Source organism: Helicobacter anseris, from assembly GCF_003364335.1.
In the GTDB taxonomy this organism is placed as follows: domain Bacteria; phylum Campylobacterota; class Campylobacteria; order Campylobacterales; family Helicobacteraceae; genus Helicobacter_H; species Helicobacter_H anseris.
The window spans coordinates 1-19,784 of record NZ_NXLX01000016.1 but is presented as its reverse complement, the minus strand read 5'-3'; the positions used below and the strand labels follow the sequence as shown (position 1 = coordinate 19,784).

The 19,784-nt window shown below is 31.9% G+C and carries 12 protein-coding genes; 7 read left to right on the top strand and 5 right to left on the bottom strand.

What is annotated here, in order from left to right; all coding sequences use genetic code 11:
• Positions 1-3: 3 nt before the first annotated feature.
• Both CQA57_RS06305 and CQA57_RS06300 read right to left on the bottom strand, forming a co-directional pair.
• Entirely contained in the window at positions 4-1,362 is a 1,359-nt protein-coding gene (locus CQA57_RS06305) for an outer membrane family protein (RefSeq protein WP_115579387.1), read from the bottom strand.
• A 170-nt stretch (positions 1,363-1,532) separates the two neighbouring features.
• The gene (locus CQA57_RS06300) at positions 1,533-2,405 is read right to left on the bottom strand and encodes an aspartate carbamoyltransferase catalytic subunit (protein ID WP_115579386.1); all 873 of its coding nucleotides are present in this window, start codon (positions 2,403-2,405) and stop codon (positions 1,533-1,535) included.
• Positions 2,406-2,482: 77 nt separating this feature from the next.
• Between CQA57_RS06300 and CQA57_RS06295 the strand changes: the two genes are divergently transcribed.
• The 5 genes from CQA57_RS06295 to CQA57_RS06275 all read left to right on the top strand — a co-directional run bounded on the left by CQA57_RS06295 (position 2,483) and on the right by CQA57_RS06275 (position 8,692).
• Positions 2,483-2,971 carry a hypothetical protein gene (locus CQA57_RS06295; RefSeq protein ID WP_115579385.1) on the top strand — a complete coding sequence of 163 codons (489 nt, stop codon included), beginning with the start codon at positions 2,483-2,485 and terminating at the stop codon, positions 2,969-2,971.
• Complete coding sequence (gene tlyA / locus CQA57_RS06290) at positions 2,971-3,672, top strand: 23S rRNA (cytidine-2'-O)-methyltransferase TlyA (protein ID WP_115579384.1); 702 nt, start codon at positions 2,971-2,973, stop codon at positions 3,670-3,672. The genes CQA57_RS06295 and tlyA overlap by 1 nt, the downstream gene beginning before the upstream one ends.
• Entirely contained in the window at positions 3,635-4,462 is an 828-nt protein-coding gene (locus CQA57_RS06285; RefSeq protein ID WP_170126839.1) for a bifunctional riboflavin kinase/FAD synthetase, read from the top strand. Before tlyA ends, CQA57_RS06285 begins: the two co-directional genes overlap by 38 nt.
• A 97-nt stretch (positions 4,463-4,559) precedes the next feature.
• Positions 4,560-6,476 (top strand): transketolase, encoded by a 1,917-nt coding sequence (gene tkt, locus CQA57_RS06280; protein WP_115579383.1) that lies wholly within the window; start codon positions 4,560-4,562, stop codon positions 6,474-6,476.
• Positions 6,473-8,692, top strand: coding sequence for a PD-(D/E)XK nuclease family protein (locus tag CQA57_RS06275; protein ID WP_115579382.1), 2,220 nt, complete (start codon positions 6,473-6,475; stop codon positions 8,690-8,692). The genes tkt and CQA57_RS06275 overlap by 4 nt, the downstream gene beginning before the upstream one ends.
• Here CQA57_RS06275 and CQA57_RS06270 read toward each other — a convergent pair.
• A complete protein-coding gene (locus CQA57_RS06270; RefSeq protein WP_115579381.1) occupies positions 8,689-10,149 on the bottom strand; it encodes a hypothetical protein in 1,461 nt (486 codons plus the stop codon). The two genes, CQA57_RS06275 and CQA57_RS06270, sit on opposite strands and share 4 nt — an antisense overlap.
• 150 nt (positions 10,150-10,299) lie before the next feature.
• Between CQA57_RS06270 and CQA57_RS06265 the strand changes: the two genes are divergently transcribed.
• A complete protein-coding gene (locus CQA57_RS06265) occupies positions 10,300-12,738 on the top strand; it encodes an FtsK/SpoIIIE family DNA translocase (RefSeq protein WP_245941869.1) in 2,439 nt (812 codons plus the stop codon).
• On the opposite strand, the gene CQA57_RS06260 is transcribed toward CQA57_RS06265, so the two are convergent.
• Both CQA57_RS06260 and CQA57_RS06255 read right to left on the bottom strand, forming a co-directional pair.
• Entirely contained in the window at positions 12,719-14,092 is a 1,374-nt protein-coding gene (locus CQA57_RS06260; protein WP_115579380.1) for a phosphomannomutase/phosphoglucomutase, read from the bottom strand. The two genes, CQA57_RS06265 and CQA57_RS06260, sit on opposite strands and share 20 nt — an antisense overlap.
• Positions 14,093-16,429: a DUF7494 domain-containing protein gene (locus CQA57_RS06255; RefSeq protein WP_115579379.1), complete on the bottom strand. Its 2,337-nt coding sequence runs from the start codon at positions 16,427-16,429 to the stop codon at positions 14,093-14,095.
• 250 nt (positions 16,430-16,679) lie between these two features.
• Here CQA57_RS06255 and CQA57_RS06250 point away from each other — a divergent pair.
• Positions 16,680-19,784 (top strand): beta strand repeat-containing protein (locus tag CQA57_RS06250; RefSeq protein ID WP_147288358.1); only part of this gene is annotated, 3,105 nt, incomplete at its 3' end.

The window sequence follows — 19,784 nt, the reverse complement described above, 5'->3', positions numbered from 1 at the left end:
TTTTTAGAAGCTATAAGAGATATTTATCATCGCATGGCTTCTATCAGAGCTAACAGATTTTTTTGTTTGATAGCTTTGCCATTTAGTATCATCTGGATTGATGCTTGTTCCATCATTGATGACATAACCTTTATGTAATGTAACATTTTGCCATTCTAGTTTCAGCCATATCTTACAATTTTGAGTAAAGTTATATGTAAGATTTAGTGGAATTGCTTGTTCATCACCTCTAGTTGAAAAAGTCATTCTGCCTAAGATATCCCAGCTAAATTTACCATGACTTGCACCAACAAAGATATATCCTGTTTTAGCATCTTTAGTAACTGCATTGCTAAGAGCACCAAAGTCATAAACTGTATTTGTCCAGAAATCCCAAGGTCCTACCATAGCATTTCCATAGGTTCCTATATGTGCATTTGCATTACCAAAGTTTTGATACCATCCTGCACCAAAGTTAAAATTGTTGTAATCAAATCTTTGCTTGATAGCAAGAGTTTGTCCATTTTTTCCTGCTACAAATTGATATCGATAATCATTTTGTGCATTTTCTAGATGGTATGGTGCCATAAAGAAGATAGTGGTTTGCGATCTGAAACCTTCTTGATTAAAGTTTGGATTAGAATCAAATCCAAGCTCAAGCATCGGAGCTACATAAAAATCTGGTGAGAAATATACAAAAGGTGAGATATAAAAACCAGAATCAAATGTATAAGATGGTTTAAAGGCGTGAATACCATAGTTCGCATTACCATGTTGTTTTGGTGCATAGAAATCATACATCCATTGTGAATATCCAAAACCTCTACCATAAGAACTAAACCACCAGAGATTTAACCCTTTGTATTGATAATCAATTTCAAAACCTTGAGTAGAGCCACTCATAAATTGAGCCTTGCTATTGTAGCGTCCTACTTTAATCTCAACTCTATGGTCGTTAGTTTTTTTCACATAATCAAGATAGGCATTGTAAATAACAAAATTGGTTGTAATATACTCTTGTGCAACAACAGAATTCCCTACACCATTTGCACTACCAAAGAAAGCCGTCTTATAGTTAGGATTCCCACTTGCATCTTTTGTGTTATCAAAAACAAGACCGCCAGCCATAATGCCAAAACCACCAGTAAGGCTATTGCCTAAATCTTTTTGCTCTTGAGTTAGAAAATCCATATCAATATAAGCACTACCTACGATAGAACCCCAAGTATCTGTTGGATAGATACTATTTGCTACATCAATTTGTTTTTGATTGAAGCCTACTTTAGAGAAAAATTCTACGCTACCACCAACTTTATAATCAAAAGCTTGTGCACTTGTCCCAAGTAATGCCAATAATGCAAAAGAGCTGTATATCTTTTTCACATTCCATCCTTATTTTTTATTTTTTTAAGACATTTTTACTTGTCTCTAAGATTCTATGCTAGCATATTCATTTACTTTTTGTTATCTTTTGTAAGTATAAAAAATGGAAATTTTATTTTATATGTGTATTTTTTACACATATAAAATACTAGGAAAAAGAGGGTTGTATTTTAGTTAAAAATACAATGTTCAATAACAGCCATTCTAATTAAAACGCCATTTGAAACTTGTTCTAAAACCTTGCATCTTGGATCTTTTAAAACTTCATCATCTAAGTCAATATTGTGATGCACTGGTCCTGGATGCAAAACAATAACATTGTGATCTTGTAAAATATTTTTTGTGATGCAAAATTGTTTTGCATAATCTTGCAAGGAACCATAAATTTGATAATTATGTCTTTCTGTTTGTGTTCTAAGGCTTATGATAATATCAAGATTCTTGATACTTCCTTTTAGGTCTTGGGTAGTTTTGAAATGAGTTTTTGGTAAAAAATGAGGAGGGGCAATGAGAGTGATATCTAATCCAAAGCGTGATAAAAGCTCTATGTTACTATTAGCAACGCGTGAATTTTTGATATCTCCTACAATTCCCACTCTTTTTCCCTTAATATCACCTTTGAAATGATTTGAAATTGTTAGTAAATCAAGAAGAGCTTGTGTGGGATGTGCATGAGCCCCATCTCCTCCATTTATAATAGGGCAATCAACATATCTAGCCAAATGCTCCCCAGCTCCAGCATTTTTATGGCGGATAATGATGGCGTGTGGATTCATTGCATTGAGGTTCGCAGCAGTGTCTGCCATAGTCTCACCTTTTAAAGTGGAGCTTTTGGAAATATCCAATCTAATAACTTTTGCGCCTAGATTTTTGGCTGCAATTTCAAAGCTACTTAAAGTTCTTGTAGAGTTTTCAAAAAATGCCGTAATAATGATTTTGTCTTGTAGGGTTTTTGGAGGAGTGTTTTTTTGATAAAAATTTGCCTTATCTAGAATTGTTTGAATTGCTTTTATATCCAAATTGTCTGTTTGTATGAAGTGCATATTCTCTCCAATTTTTGATGGATTTTTTTGTTATTATTTTAACTAAATAATTAAGATTTCTTAAAGAAGTAAGGGTTTTGAAAAAAAGTATTTGTTTTATTATTCTTTTTTTTATGTTTGTTTTTTGTGGATGCAATAGTTTTTTTTCCAATAGCTATACGCTTGATGTTGTTGCAGAAAAAAAGGTTCAAGCAAGCAGAAAAGGCGAGATTTTAAAAGATCAAAAAGTTGTATTAGTTGCAACAGCCATGCATTTAAATGATGTAAATGCAGTGGCATATCGTGGTCGAGAGTATTTTTTTGTAGAAATTTATGATGAAGGGCAATTAAATGGTTATATTGACTATAAGCTTAATGGCTTAAGTCCTCTTTGGGTGCGGGAAATTCAAAGTGATGAGTTTGATAAAATCTTAAAACCAAATAATAAATGGAGCAAATGCTATCTTGTGGCATTTAAAAGTGTTGGGAAGCTAGAATCAAGAGAGATGCTTTTGAAAATGGAGGTAATAGGTGTGGGTGCAATGAGTTTTGATTTTGGTTTTAAATCCCTTCCTATGCAGTTTTAATGAGAATTGATTTATTTATTGCAAAACATTTTGATCTCAGCAGGCAAAAAGCACAAGAATTGATTAAAAATGGTTGTGTGTTGTGTAATCAAAAAAAAATTATTAAAACTTCTTATGATGTAGGTATAGATGATAATATTGAGCTTATGCAAGAAAATTTATTTGTAAGCCGTGCTGCACATAAATTGTTTGGATTTTTAAAAGAGGAAAGACTAGATGGCAAGGTTATTTTAGATGTAGGGTCTAGCACAGGCGGTTTTACTCAGGTTTTATTGATGCTTGGTGCTAAAGAAGTGCATTGTGTGGATGTGGGCAGCGATCAATTAGATTCTACTTTGCGCAGAGATAATCGTGTGAGGGTTTTTGAAAAATGCGATATTAGAGATTTTGAAAAATCATGCGAGTATGATTTTCTTACTTGTGATGTAAGCTTTATTAGCATTGAAAAAATTTTTAATTCCTTAAAGAAGATGAGCAAAGAGATGATTTTGCTTTTTAAACCTCAATTTGAAGTTGGAAAAAGTGCAAAGAGGGATAAAAAAGGTGTATTGCAAGATGTGCAGATTGTTGCAAAAGCCTTAGAAAACTTTGAAAAATATCTTATTGAAGCAGGGTATGATATTTTAAGGTATGAAAAATCAAAAATAAGCGGAAGGGAGGGGAATGAAGAATATTTTTTCCATATACGATGTAGAGATTGAAGAAATTGCTATTGGAAAGTTTGATGGGGTGCATTTGGCACATCAAGAGTTGCTAAAGAGATTGGGTAGTAATAGTGGTGTTCTTATCATTTTTCAAAATGATGAAAAATTCCTCTCTGATTTAAAATTGCGAGAACAATTGCTCCAAAAAAAAGTTTTTTTAATCAGTCTTGATTCTATAAAAAATTGGAGTGGTGAGAAATTTGTAGAATTCTTAAAACAAGCATTTATCAATTTAAAAAAAATTGTCATAGGATATGATTTTTGTTTTGGCAAATGTAGGGAATGTCAAGCCAGCGATCTTAAAAAATTATTTTTTGGTGTTGTTGAGATTGTTAAGGAGTTTAAAATCAATGGGATTTCTGTGCATACACATAATATTAAAGAGGCATTAAAAAATGCTCAGATAAGACAAGCCAATATGCTTTTGGGTAGAGAGTATCAAATCAAAGGCAAGGTTATTAAGGGTCAGGGAATAGGAAAAAAGTTTCTTTATCCAACTATCAATCTTGAGAATCTTGGATATTTTCTTCCAAAAAATGGAGTTTATGCTACTTTATTTAGCAAAGATAAAATCCCTAGTGCCACTTTTGTAGGCATACGAAGCACAGATTCTAATTTTAGTATGGAAGTGCATCTTTTGAGAGAGTTTCATGAGATGAGAGATGGAGATATTTGTGATTTATTTTTTGTAGATTTTATCAGAGAAAACCAAAAGTTTGAAAATTTACATCTCTTAAAAGAGCAAATTGCTTTAGATATTAAACAAATACAAGAAATATTGATATAAAAATCTAAAAAATAATTTATATTTTTATCATTTTTTTAAGCTTTACAAGGCAAAATTGCATTTATAAAATTTGATTAAAAGACTAAGAAGGAATGTGATGAGCAAGATTGATCAGAATGATATTTTTATGTTACAAAGAATGGCAAATACATTAAGATTTTTATGTGCAGATATGGTGCAAGAAGCTAATAGTGGTCATCCTGGTGTAGCGATGGGATTAGCTGATGTGGCTAGTGTGTTAAGTTATCATTTAAATATAAATCCTAAAAATCCAAAATGGATCAATAGAGATCGTCTTGTTTTTAGTGGAGGGCACGCATCATCTTTAGTTTATGCATTGTTGCATCTTTGGGGGTTTGATTTATCATTGCAAGATTTAAAGGCTTTTAGACAAAAAGATTCTAAAACTCCTGGGCATCCAGAATATGGACATACACAGGGAGTAGAAATTACTACGGGTCCATTGGGGCAAGGGATTGCAAATGCTGTGGGCTTTGCGATGGGTGCAAAATATGCAAAAAATCATTTTGGCAATGCAATTATACATAAAGTTTATTGTTTTTGTGGAGATGGGGATTTACAAGAGGGGATTTCTTATGAGGCTTGTGCTTTAGCAGGTCATCATCAACTTGATAATTTGATTGTATTTTATGATAGCAATAAAATCACTATTGAGGGGGATACTTCTATTGCAATGAGTGAAAATATTGCACAAAGATTTATAGCTCAGGGGTGGGATGTTTTAGAGTGTGATGGACATAATTTTTTGGATATTGATTCTAAAATTACTTTGGCAAAACAAGCAAAAAGACCTATACTTATTATCACGCATACGACTATAGGCAAAGGTGCTGTGGGATTAGAGGGAAGTCACAAAACTCATGGAGCACCTCTAGGAGTTGAGGTTGTTAGAGAGAGCAAAAAGGCTTTAGGTTTTGATGAAAATGAAAAGTTTGTGATTCCTGATGATGTGTTAATGCGATTTAGAAATGTCTGTGAGAGAGGGGTAGCGACAAATAAGATTTGGGAAGATGAGAATGCACAGGCAATTTTACAGATACAAAAATGGCAAGAAAATGATTTTTCAAAGATAGAATATCCAAGTTTTGAACAAGGGGAAAAGATTGCTACGCGTGTTAGTAATGGAAAAATTTTAGAAGCAATTTCAAATAAAATAGCAGGATTTTTGGGTGGAAGTGCAGATTTGGGACCTTCAAACAATACAACACTTTCATCTGGCGATTTTCCAAAGGGTAAAAATTTGCATTTTGGTATCAGGGAACATGCAATGGGGGCGATTGTTAATGGATTGGCAAATTATGGTTTATACCTACCTTTTTGTGCCACTTTTTTTGTTTTTAGTGATTATCTCAGTCCTAGTATTCGTATAGCTAGTATTATGAATGCAAAGGTGTTTTATATTTTTACTCATGATAGTATTGGGGTAGGGGAAGATGGTGCAACACATCAGCCAATTGAACAACTCAGTCACTTTAGGGCAATGCCTAATTTAAAGGTTTTCCGTCCAGCAGATGCCAATGAAAATGTGGCTTGTTGGAAGCTTGCATTGCAATTGCAAGGTCCTTGTATGTTTGTTTTATCGCGTCAAAATTTGGAAGTATGCACGCCAAAAAATCAAGATGTAATTCATTGTGGAGGATATTTGCTCAAAGAAAATAAGCAAGCAAGCATTACGCTAGTAGCAAGTGGTAGTGAGGTAAATTTAGCATTAAGAAGTGCAAAAAAACTTGAGGAAGAAGGAATCGCTACTCAAGTGGTGAGTGTGCCTTGTTTGGATTTATTTTTGATGCAAAATGCAAAAGAAAGGCAAGAAATATTTGGCAATACAAAAGTTTTGGCAATTGAGGCTTCAAGAAGTTTTGAATGGTATAAGATTGCAGATGATGTGGTAATGATGGAGAGTTTTGGTAGCTCTGCTAAGGGTGATGATCTTTTTGAGCATTATGGTTTTTGTGAGGATAATATCATTAAAAGAGCCAAGGCATTGCTTTGATAGATAATAGGCTTTATGTATTTTCCTCTAAACGCTCTATAAGTGATTTTTATCTTCACTATAATGATGATTTTGCTCCAAAGACAATGTCTATTGGAGAGTTTTTTGAGTGCTGTGTTATCGTAAAAAATAAAAAAAAGATTCCAAGTTATATAAAAAAAATCCTACTTTTACAAACTTTATATGAATATAAAAATACGCATAAACTGCTTGTTTTTGATAAGACTTTCTTGGCATATTTAGAGGGTGCTAATTTTTTAGAAAGTTTTTTTAATGAGCTTGCTATTAGTAAAAAAAGTATTGAAGAAATACCTTATCAAGACATTTATGGAGATTATGAAGATCATTTAAAAATTTTGCAAGAAATTTATAGGGCTTTTTATGACAAGATGGATAGATTGGGATTTTATGATGCATATCATAATCAAGATTTTGAAATCTATACTCAAGCATTAGATTCTTTTGAGGGGATTGAGATTTTTATTGAAGGCGTGCTTTCTAGGGTAGAACAAGATATTTTATTGTATTTGGCTCAAGAAAAAGAAATAAGATTGCATTTTAAAAATGATATTTTCAATCAAAAATTCTTCAATTTTTTGGGTATGAAACTTGAGGAGGATAACACTTATAATATCAATCTTACACATAAAAAAATAGAAGAAAAAAACAATGCTTTATTATGTGAGCAGATGAGAATATATCCTTTAAAATCACGAATAGAACAGGCTTCATTTGCAATTTTTAAGGCAAATGAATGGCTTGAAAAAGGCTTACAAAATGTTGCCTTGATTGTTCCAGATGAGAGTTTTATACAATATCTTGAAGTATTAGATACTTATAGAAATTTTAATTATGCAATGGGATTTGATATTAAAAAAACGCTTTTTTACCGCACTTTAAATACATTGCAACAAGAGGATTTTGAAAATTTAGATGCTTTTAAGGCATTCATTGAGGGTATTTTGCAAGATTGCAAAGAATACTATCAAGAGCTTTTTGTATTTCATCAGAGATTTTTTTCAGATATCCATAAGATTACTGATATTTTAAAGCAATTTAGTTTTACAGATTTGCTTGCTTTTTATTTAAAAGAGCTTGAGAAGATAAAAATCAGTGATAATTCTGGTGGAAAAATACCAGTATATGGAGTTCTTGAGACAAGAGGTATGCATTTTGATGCGATTGTTATAGTGGATTTTAATGAAGAAGTGATTTTTAATTTTAAGGATAATGATTTATTTTTGAATACAAAAATAAGAAAAGCGATGCAAATGCCAACACTAAAAGACAAGCAGAATCTTCAAAAGCATTATTATTATCAGCTAATAAGACAAACAAAAAATGTAGATATAGCTTTTGTGAAGAATAATGCTTCTACGCATTTTTTAAATTTTTTTAAATCTAAAAATTTTCATATCAAAGAAAAAGAATTTCATTATAGTGTTTTTAGTTTTAATCAAGAGAGGTGCTATAAAGAAGATATATTTAAAATGTCAATTCCTAAAGATTTTGTCTTTTCTGCTTCAAGTTTGCGAGTATTTTTTGAATGTAAGAGAAAGTTCTATTTGAAGTATATTCAAAAGCAAAAAGCTCCAGAAGAAACTAGTATTAATATTGGCAATATTTTTCATCATCTTTTAAAATGCTCTTACAATGAGTTTAAAGAACAATTTGATATTTTAAAGGTTAGGGATTTTTTTAATCAAGAGATAAAAAATATAAAATTAGAAAATAAAAAACAAGAATTTGATGTGGCAATTGAGAATGCCAAAATGTCTAATTTTTGGGAGCAAGAAATTTGTACTTTTAAACAACCTGATTATAAATTCTTAGAAGCTGAATTTTATTTTGAAACACAGATTTTTAGTAAAAATTTTAAAGGATATATTGATAGATTAGATTTATATCAAGAGCAAATTATCATAATAGATTATAAGTTTTCCAATCATGTTGAGTTAAAAAAAGCTAATGAAAAACTCTGTGATTTTCAATTGCCTATCTATATGTTAGCTTTAAAAAATTTGGGAAAAGAACATATATCTTGCTATCTCTATGATGTAAGAAAGGCACAAAAAATACAAGAAGTAAATCTACAAGAAAAAATTGACCTTTTAGAAGAGAAAATGCAAACTCTTGATGGTGAGATTGTTTTTGATAAATGCGATGATTTAAAAAATTGTAGAAATTGTGAGTTTGGCATTTTGTGTAATCGTTAGTCTTTTAGGGTTGCGATTTTTTCTCTAGGAATTAAGATGAGATTAGTTTGCATATTTTTCTTTGTTTTTTTAACCTCTGCAATGAGATTTGGTATAGGCATAGGCATTGTAGAATCAATATAAATAGTTTGAAAAGTAGTGCTATTGATTTGCGAGAAAAATTCTGCATTTGTTTTTGCGATAACAACACTATGATTCTTAGATTCTGACATAAGTTGAATTTTTAGATGAGTTTCTAATTTGTGATTTGAAGTGAGCACAAGAAACACTTTTTCATAATTTTTTTTGTATTGGATATAGAGATTGTAAGCTTTTTTATCATTAGGGCTTAATTTATTTTTATCCAATTTTTGTAGATAAAGCCACATAAAGGTCATGGTGCAATAAGAACCAATAATATTTTGTTTAAAAAAGGTATTGCGGATAGGAATTGAATTCATTGCAAGACGCCAAATACTATCATCTAATTCTGTGGCATGAAGATTAAGAACTTTTGCTGTTTGATTGACAATAGAGGTGTAATAACTTTGGAATTTCTCCTCAAATTCTTTTTTATAAGCCTGTCTAAAATTTTCTAAGTTTTTTTCTAGATTTTTCAAACAAGGATTTAGGATTTTAAGCTCTTCGTCAGATTTGCTTACACGAGTTTTTAATATTTTAAGTCTGCTATCAAGGTTTTTTGTATCCTTTTTGCTTTCCATTTTGATATAGATGCCTTTAATCTCAGTTACGCTATTTTTAACTCTTGTTTCAAGCTCTAGAATTCTTTCTTTAAGACCACTTTGTGCTTTTAATGCTGCTCGATAATGCAACTGAATCTCTAAGAAAAATTCCGTAAAAATTTTTTGAGGATTTAGATTAATATTTTTAGTAAAGTAGTTGTATGAATAGTTAAGCTTATTGATGACAAGTAACTGATCTGAAAAGGAATCCATAGTAATATTTTTATCAGTAAAGATTAGATAATCAATAGCTTTATTTAAAAATCTTTTGGCTTCAACATAATCAAGCAAGGGTTTATCATTGTTGTCATCTTTTTCATCTAAAACAAAGTTAATTGCACTAAGTTCTTGAAAAAAATATTTCTCAATACTCTTGTCTATGCTTAAGCTCAAAGGAATTTTTTTAATAGCAAAATAATTAGTTTCTTTAAAAATTTTTTGCACTAATAAATCGTGCATTTCTTGTTCTTTATAGAGCAATTCTTCATCGGTTTCTGTTTTCCAAAAATCTGATTCTTTGATAAACGAATCTTGTGGAAAACTTTGATATACCGAAGCTTTGGCATTGACAATAAAGCCATTATTATTGCATCTAAATTCTATGAGCATACCAGCAGTAGGAAGGTATCTTGTATCATGCCAACTCTCTTTTCTTAACTCAAAGATTTTTTTAGAGTGATTTGATACAACTCCTATGCCTGTAGCAAGAGAATATCTTAAGATTTTTCCGTGCAAACAAACCCCTTGGTTCTAACTTAAACCCGAAATGATAACGCTATATTAAGCTTTAATTTTGTATAATTTTGTTTTGCTTATTTTAACATAAAAAACTTTAAGGGAACTAAGATAAAAAGGTTATTTGTTTTTATTATTGCTGGGGTTTTGTTGCTTTTTTTATCGGGCATTACCTTTTTGATGGAAAGTCAAAATATAGGTACTTTTGGTCAGATGCTTGGGACTTTTAATTTTATGTTATTTGGCTATCTAGCAGTCTTGTATCCCTTAGTTTTAATCTGGTTTTTGATTTTTCTTTATAAAAATCCTACATTAAGTCAAAAGGCGATGCAAAATATCATCGCAGTGATGATATTATTTTTATGTGTTTTGTGTTTGCAGTATTTATGGTTTCAAAAAGGCGAGCTTGCAAAAGCAATGGTAGATTCCTTAGAGGCTATAGTAGGTATTTTTGGAGTATATTTTTTACTACTTTTTGCAAGTATTGGCTCATGGTTATTGCTTTCTGTTTCTCATTTTAAAAAAACTCTAAAAATTTTGTTTGATACTAGTATTAGAATCTTGGATATCTTTGGTAAAAAAATTGTGTTTTGCTATACAAAAATTAAGGCATTCTTGCAGGATAGAAAAGCTACAAAGCAAAAAGAGAAGAGGCAAAAAAATCTTCCTTTTAACCCAATGGATTTTATGCATAAAGCAAAAGAAAAACCAAAAGAAGATATGCAAATTGTGCAACCAAATGTGCGTGTTTTTACTGAAATTAAACTCAATATAAAAGAGCCAAAACCAGAAATAGGGCTTATAGACACTCCTCAAGCTAGTAATCAAAAAGATTATAGTCAAGAAGTAATAGAGCGCAATCGCTTAAAAAATGGTGATACTCAGATTGCTTTAACACATCAAGAAAATATATCTCAAAAGATTCAAGAGATTTCATCTTCATATCCAACAAGTATTCAATCATCAATACAAGAGGCTAAAGAAGAGGCAAAACCTATGCAATTAGAGGAGCAAGCAAAACCACAAGAAGTCTTTAGTATGCAAGCAGTAGCAAACCACCAAAATACTAGCTTGCAAAAAGAACAAAAAAATGAAGCTAGTATTAAAAAAACTGCCGTAGTAAAAGAATTGAGTGAAAATACAATCTTGCTAGATTCTTTAGAAAAAGGAGAAATTGAAAAACCAAAAGATTATATTTTGCCAAGTATTGAGCTTTTGGGTAAAAATCCTGTGCAAAATAAAGATTTTGATGAGAGTGAGCTTGATGAAAAAATTCAAAATCTTCTCTCTAAGCTTAAGATGTTTAAAATTGATGGAGATATCATCAGAACTTATACAGGGCCTCTAGTAAGCACTTTTGAATTTAAACCAGCAAGTCATGTAAAGGTGAGTAGGATTCTTACACTAAGTGATGATTTGGCTATGGCACTTTGTGCGCAGTCTATTCGTATTCAAGCTCCTATACCAGGAAAAGATGTTGTGGGTATTGAGATACCAAATTCTAATGTCCAAACAATTTATATGCGAGAGATTTTAGAGAGTGAGGTATTTAAAAATTCTGCTTCTTCATTAACTCTTGCTTTGGGTAAGGATATTGTGGGCAATCCTTTTGTGACAGACTTAAAAAAGCTTCCACATTTGCTTATAGCAGGGACTACAGGGAGTGGAAAATCAGTAGGAGTAAATGCGATGATAGTTTCCTTGCTTTATCGTAATTCTCCAGAAAACTTACGTTTAATAATGGTAGATCCAAAGATGGTGGAATTTAGTATGTATGAGGACATACCTCATTTGCTTACCCCAATCATCACTGATCCAAAAAAGGCAATCACGGCATTAAACTCTGCGGTAAGAGAGATGGAGAGGCGCTATAAGCTAATGAGTGCTCTAAAGGTCAAAACAATAGAAAATTACAATCAGAAATGCAAAGAAATAGGAGAAGAGCCTTTTGCATTTTTAGTAATCATTATTGATGAATTAGCAGATTTGATGATGACAGGAGGAAAAGAAGCAGAATTCCCTATTACAAGGATTGCACAAATGGGTAGGGCTTGTGGTATGCATTTGATTGTTGCTACTCAAAGACCAAGTGCTGATGTTGTGACAGGATTGATAAAGACAAATCTCCCAGCAAGAGTTGCTTTTAAGGTGAGTAACAAAATAGATTCTAGAGTGGTATTGGATGTAGAGGGGGCTCAGAGTTTATTGGGAAGAGGGGATATGCTATTTACCCCACCAGGTATTAGTGGTGTGATTAGAATCCACGCTCCTTGGACAAGTGAGACGGAGATAGAAAAAATTGTAGAGAGCATCAAGGCGCAGCGAGAAGTGCAATATGACAAAAATTTTGTTTTAGAAGAAAGGGAATTGATAGCAGATGATGTAATTGATGAGAGCTTGAAATCCAATGCTTCAGATTTGCAAAAGGCAAAAGAGATTATTAGAAGCACGGGAAAAACTTCCGCGAGTTTTTTACAAAGAAGAATGAGTGTAGGTTATAACAAAGCAGCCACCTTAGTGGAGGAGCTAGAAAAGCAAGGCTTTTTGTCAGCCCCAAATGCAAAGGGTATTAGAGAGATAATAGGCTAAGTAAAGCTTTTTTATATAGCATTGCTTTAGTTTCATCTTTAGCTTCAAATCTTGTCACAAGCACAGGGGTAGTGTTGCTCGCGCGTACTAACCCCCAGCCATCTTCAAAAATTACACGAATTCCATCGATATCTACAATTTCCAAAATTTTTGGAAAATCTTTTGGTGGATTTTCTAGCTTTTTTTTGAGTTGTTCAATAAGGGTAAATTTCATCTCCTCACTTGTGTGGATCTTTTCTTCAGGAGTGCTAAAGAGTTTAGGTAGGGCTTTAATAGATGCTTCTATTTCTTCTGGACTTTGATGTAAAAATAATTCCAAAGCCCTTAGCCCTGCATAGATTGCATCGTCATAACCATAATAACGATCATTAAAAAACATATGTCCGCTCATCTCAACAGCCAAATCTGCATTTAATTCCTTGAGCTTGACTTTCAGATTGCTGTGGCCAGTTTTATACATTACGCTAGAGCCTATTTCATTGATGGCATCATACATAATTTGTGAGCACTTCACCTCTCCAATAACAAGAGGTTTTTTTCCACTAGATTCTATTTGTTTGGCAAATAAAATTGCCAATTCATCACCTTTAAAAGAATGATTTGCACTAAGCAGTGCAATTCTATCAGCATCTCCATCAAAGGCAAGTCCTATGGAAATGTTTTTATCTTTCATTGTTTCTTGTAAAAATTCAAGATTTTTCTCTTCGCTAGGATCAGGGTGATGATTAGGGAAAGTTCCATCTGGCTGTGCAAAAAGATGTATAGATCTTATATTTAGATTCTCTAAAATTTTTTGCATTGCTAATGCTCCTACGCCATTACCATAATCTAAGGCTACTTCATAAGCAAAGTTGTGAAGTTTTTTAAAGTGATTGCTAAGAAAATCAATATAGCAATTTAGAGCATCAATGGAATATATAGTTTCATCATAAGATTGATAGATAAGATTGCTATTTTGAATCTTTTGTCTTATTTCTTGAATAGCCTTTCCATAGAAAGGTTTTTGATTGATAGTAATCTTAAAACCATTGTATTCTGGAGGATTGTGCGAGCCAGTAATCATAATAGAATTTTTACACTCCAAAGAATCAAATTTTTGATAAGTCGCAAAGTAGGCTACAGGAGTGGGCACCATTCCTATGCAAAAAACCTTAATTCCCTGATGTCTTAGTCCATCGCTGAGCCATTTTAAAAGAGTAATAGAATGCACCCTTGCATCATATCCAATGATGACTTCTTCTTGATGATTTTGCTTAATTGCCTCACCTAAAAAAAATCCAATTTCAAATACACTTTGTTGCGTGAGATCTTTTTCAAATATCCCTCGAATGTCATATTCTCTAAAAATGCTCATTTATTCTCCTTTGAAAAGTGTTTGGCTTTGTTTGCAGAGTGTTTTCCAAGTAGAATCTTCTTGGATATTGATGCAAGATTTTAAACTCTCAAGAGCTTTTGTGTTTTCTTTAAGTTTTATTTCTAAATCTGCTTTGATATAAAAAGCTTTTTGCAAATCAATACTCCTTAGATTCTTTTTTACAAGCTCTTGTGCTATGGTGTAAGCTTCTTGTGTTTGATTATTTTGAGAGAGTGCTTCAATAAGTTTGAATTCCACAAATGGTGTGAAATCTTGTGTTTTATATCTCTCTTGTAGAGCGATGAGATTTTTAGCATAGACTATCGTTGTGGTATTTTTGGCATCACCCCAATTGAGCAAAGTGGCATAAACTTGTAGCATTCTCCTATCATCTTTAAAATTTTCATAAAGTTTATTGTAGATTTCTTTTGCCCTATCTTTGAAATCCAATCTTGCAAGACTAGAAAAGAGTGTAAAATAGATATCTTCATATTTTTTTGTCTTCTTATTTTTTGCAAGACTTAAAACATCTTGTATTGCAATGATGGAATCTTGGTATTTTCCTAGAGCAAAAAGCGTATTTGCATTTCTATAGAGCCAAGCAATATAATCAGGATTATTTTTATCTTGCAACATTGTTTGAGCAACTTTTAAAGCTTGAGTAAAGAGATTATTGTTATAAAGACAATCAAAGGCTTTAAGCTTATCTTTGATACCTGAGAAATCTGTCATTTCAATTAAATATGGGTTGATTTTTTGACATTGATTTTCTTGAATGTTTTTATCTATCATTCCTAACAAAGCTTCATTATAAAGCGTGCTATTTGCTGGCAAAAAAGGTTTCATAGCAAGTGCATCTTCATAATCTTGCTGTTTTATTAAAATCTTTGTTTTAAGCTCAGCAGCTTTTGTGGCTTGTGGAGTATTTGGATATTTTTTGAGTATGTAATCATAGCGCTCTAATTTTACACTATCACTCCCACTTACTTCAAAAAGCATCGCATCATCTCTTTTTTGCACTTCCCTTGCTTTTGGAAAACTCTCATATTCTTTGATAAAAGCAAGATTGCTGCTATGTGCTTTGTCGTAATCTTTGGCTTTTTCATAAAGCTCGCCTAGCATAAAGCCAAGTTCTTCATGCACTTTATCATCATCTTTTGTGTGATGAAAATAGTAGTCTGCAATCTTTGCAGCACTATCATAGATGTGTTTTTCGCTAAGATAGATGATGGTGTTTTTGGTTTGTTCAGGATTTTGGGTAAAAAAAGTAGGATTAGCTTCTAAAATTTTATCTATCAAATCTCTAGCATTTTGCGCATTATTGGTATTGATTTCAAAAAAAGCCCAGTTTAGTGCTATATCTGTCACACTATCCAAATCCTTTGCTTCTTGATAGGCTTGAGAAAAATAGATTCTAGCCATTCCTATATTGGTGCCTTCAGAAAGTGTTTTTGCAATTTGCATTTTTGCAAGAGGAGTAAATCGATTTTCAGGATATTCTTCAATGATTCTTTTATAAAAGTGCATTGCTTCTGTAGGAAAATAGATCTTTGCATAAGTATTACCAAGCATATATAAGACTTCTGGGACTTCATTGTCTGATGGATATTGCTTGATCCAAGCAGGTGCATTTTCAAGCACATTATCAACAAGATTGAGATGATAGAGAGCTTGAATTTGATAAAATAATAAGTCTTTAGCAAAAAAAGTATTAGGGAATTTTCTAAAAGTAGAGCTAATAGCATTTAAAGCGGTTTTGTAGTATTTTTGCTTCATTAAATCTTTGATTTTTAGATAATCAGCATAGTCTGCACCAACACTAGCTTTGAGGGGATTTTTATCAATATTGATTTCATCTACATAATTAAATTGAGGATTTCCTAAGGTAATAGGAAAGTTAATTCCTTTTTGATTTTTGTCTTTTTTTGTTAAAAAAGGAAGGTTTTTTTCATAGCCTACGATTTGCCAAGTTTTACTCAAGGATTTTTTTTCTTCAAAAAAGAGATTATTTTCTTGAATATCATCAGGGATATAAAATAGCTCTATTTCTTTTTTTGGATAGATAGAGAGGATAAAGACTTGTTTTTCCATTTGATAAGAAATTTTGAAAAACTTTGTCTCAAATGGTAAAAAGCCATTTTCTGGTATTGCATCTATTTTGCATTGGATTATATAATCCGCATTGATACTTCGCATAATTTTTTCACATAAAAAGTCTTTTTTTGCTTTAAGTGTGATAATAGAAAAGAGATTCTTTTTTTCTTTTCCATAGGAGATATCCATATCAAAGGCATTGGCAAAAAAAATAAGACAAAAAAATATGGCAAAACTTCTCAATCATACTCCAAATTACAAAAAATCTAGCAAAAATACTAAAATCATAACATAAAAATACATATAAACTAAATCTAGTGTATTTTTCAAATTTTTTCAAAATCTCGCAAATACCCAAATATACACTATCTCATAAGATTCTAATACCCCCCCCCCCCTTGAAATATTTTTGTTTTTCTTAACAAAAACTTGACTTTTTTATGAAAAAATTCCGTTTTTAAATTTACTAAGCTAAAAAACAAGGAGTTAATAGATGAAAAGAAATATTTCACTGCTACAGGGGGGGGGGGATACAAATAATTCTTTAAATACCTCTTTCTCTACAAACAATAATTCAAAAAAATTCTTCAAACCTTTAGTTGCTAGTTCTCTAGCTTTGTTTTTAAGTGCTAGTAATATCAATGCTGCTAGTTCTAATGATACAGGATTCTATAAGGTTAGTGGTAGTAATAGAGGTGAAGCTATTAATTTTAATAGTAACAATGTAACTTTTAAAGATGTAAGCATAAGTGGAAGTAATGGTTATAAAGGTTTTTCTTTTGATAGTGGTAGTGGTGTAAAAAATGAATTCAAACTTTATTTTACAGGTAGTGAAAATAAGTGGGATTCTAATGGTTTTAGCAATAAAGGTCAATTAGATTTAGGACAAGACACTATCTTTTATTCCACTAGTGGTATAGCAATGGGTAGTAATGGCACAGGAACTCTTACAGTAGATATGTGGACAGCAGAAAATGATAATACAGATAGAATCTTTACAATGGATTTATCAGGAGTTACCACCACTTATGCTTTCTATGGAAATCTTGCTGTAACTGGCTCTTATAATGGAACTAGTGAAAATTATTCTCATAAAACCTTCAATGGAATCTTTGGAGGCAAAGGGATTAAGGGAAATGTAACTTTAAATGCATTAGGTAATACCAATCTTGAGTTTAAACAGGGTGCAAATATTGATGGGATTATTACCGCTACAAATGGGCAAGCCACTATTAAGGCTTCAGATACATTGACTATTACTAATATTCGGCATGGTGTATCTACAACGGATGCAACTATTACTTTTGATAAATCAGCTAATGCTTCTAGTCTTGAAGTAAAAACAAATATTGGTGGTATTGGGAATGGAAGTTATAATGCTGGAGCTTTAAAAATAAATTTTAATAATGAGACTAAACTCACTGGTAATATTCAAAATGGAAATGCAGATAATGCCAATGACTTTGTAAAAAATGAAGTAAGTTTTAATGGTGCCACCACATCTGCGGATACTATTGTAATGAAAGGAAATATCATTTCTTATGGAACAGGATATGGTAATGTCCCTCCAGATGAAAACAGAGGGAATCATGTTACTTTTACAAAGGGTTCATTACAAGGCAATATTGAAGCAAGAGGAAGAAATAGTAGAAGTGGTTTTAATAAAGTAGTATTTGGAGATACTAATGGAGGACAAAAAATTAAAGGAAGTGTGCTTGCCAATGGAGCTACAAGCCAAGCCAAAAATAGTGTTAGTTTCTCTAGTGCAGGAAGTATTGAGGGGAATGTAGAGGCTAATGCTGGGATAAATATCATAGCCTTTGGGGCAACCAATGGTGATAATAGCATTACTGGAAATATTACCGCAGCTCCTCCTGGTCAAAATACTATAACTTTTTCTGGAAATAATAATTCTATAGGTGGAAGCGTCTCTACAACTGGTGGAACTAATACTATTACTTTTGAGGCTTCTAGTAACGGAGAGCAAAAAAATACTATCGGGGGTATCAATGCTAGTGCCGGAATCAATAAAATTATCTTTGATGCAAGCAATAGCGACAATATTATCAAAAATAATATTACTGCTAATGCAAGTGGGGGTTATAGTGATGTTTATAATATTATCACTTCAAAAAGTGGAATTACCTTTGAAAATACTTCTTCTATTTCAACAGGAATATCAAATGGTTGGGGAAGTAATGTTAAAAATATTTTCGATATTACAGGAACTACTACTTTTAAAAATGATGTGAGTATTGTTAATAAAAGTGCTAGTGCTTGGAGTATCTCAAATGTCTATAATATCTTAAAATTTAATGGAGATGTGAGCTTTGAAAATGGCAAAAAAATCATAGAAATTACAGCATCTGGAAGTTGGCAAAATTTTGTAAATGGAATTCCATCTATCAATATCCTAAGCTTTGAAGGAACAAATTCTCAGAATATTACAGTAGGAGATATTAATAAAGGTGCGGATAATACTGGTAATAACTATATTGGAAAAAATATTACTACTGGTAGTGAAAAAAACCTAAAACTCATTGATAATTTTGCAACAAACTGGAGTAATGCTGAATATCAAGCCAATTTAAACCTCACAGTAGAAAATGGAATTTTTACCAATAAAGGTGCAAACTATATCAATGTTAAACAACTTACAGCTAATACTATCACCGCAAATGGTGGAAGTAATAATATTGTTACTGATAATAGTGATATCAAGGGCAATATCTCTACAAGTAGTGGAACTAATACTATCATAGCAAATAATGGCGGAATTACTATCGCTGGTGGTATTAGTGCTAGTAGTGGAACTAATACTATTACGGTAAATAATACAGATTCTACTCTTGCTATCAATGGTAGTATTACCAACAATGCTGGAACAAATACTATCAAAGCAGAAAATGGAACTATTACTATCACGAAAACAGGTGGAAAAATTGAAACAAGTGGAGGATGGGTTGCTACCAATACTATTACTGCAAAAAATATAACAATTGATGTAAATTCTATTACTGCAGTATATACTAATAATAATTCTAAAAGCACTAATACTATCACAGCAACAGAGAGTGGAAATATTACTGCAAATATCACAGCTCAAAATAAAGGTGCCAACAATATTCTTATCAAGAATACCGCTACTTCAACTCCATCAACTCCTCCTGTAAGTGGAATATCAACACCAACACTAGAGCAAATCACACAAGGACTAAAATCTCTATCAAGTCTCACAGGTAACATCACAACCAATGGTGGAACTAACAACATTGTCTTTGAAAATAAAATATGGATGCCAAGTCAAGTAAAAGTAAGTAATAATATTATGAATTTAGAAGGTATTTCTTCAGGAACTCTTACAACAACTGGTGGAACTACAAACTTAGTTTTAAGACAAGCAGCTTCAAGCACTACTAATGGTATTATTCCAATCTATACTGTTAAAACAACAGGCGGAACAGCTAATCTTGTAATGCAAGGACCTGTAAATGTAGAAGCTGATATTGATTATGGCACTAGTGGAATTACAAACCTTATTTTTGCAAGTAATAATGATGGAAAAACAGCTGATGAATTTAAAAATGGAGTGGCGGGT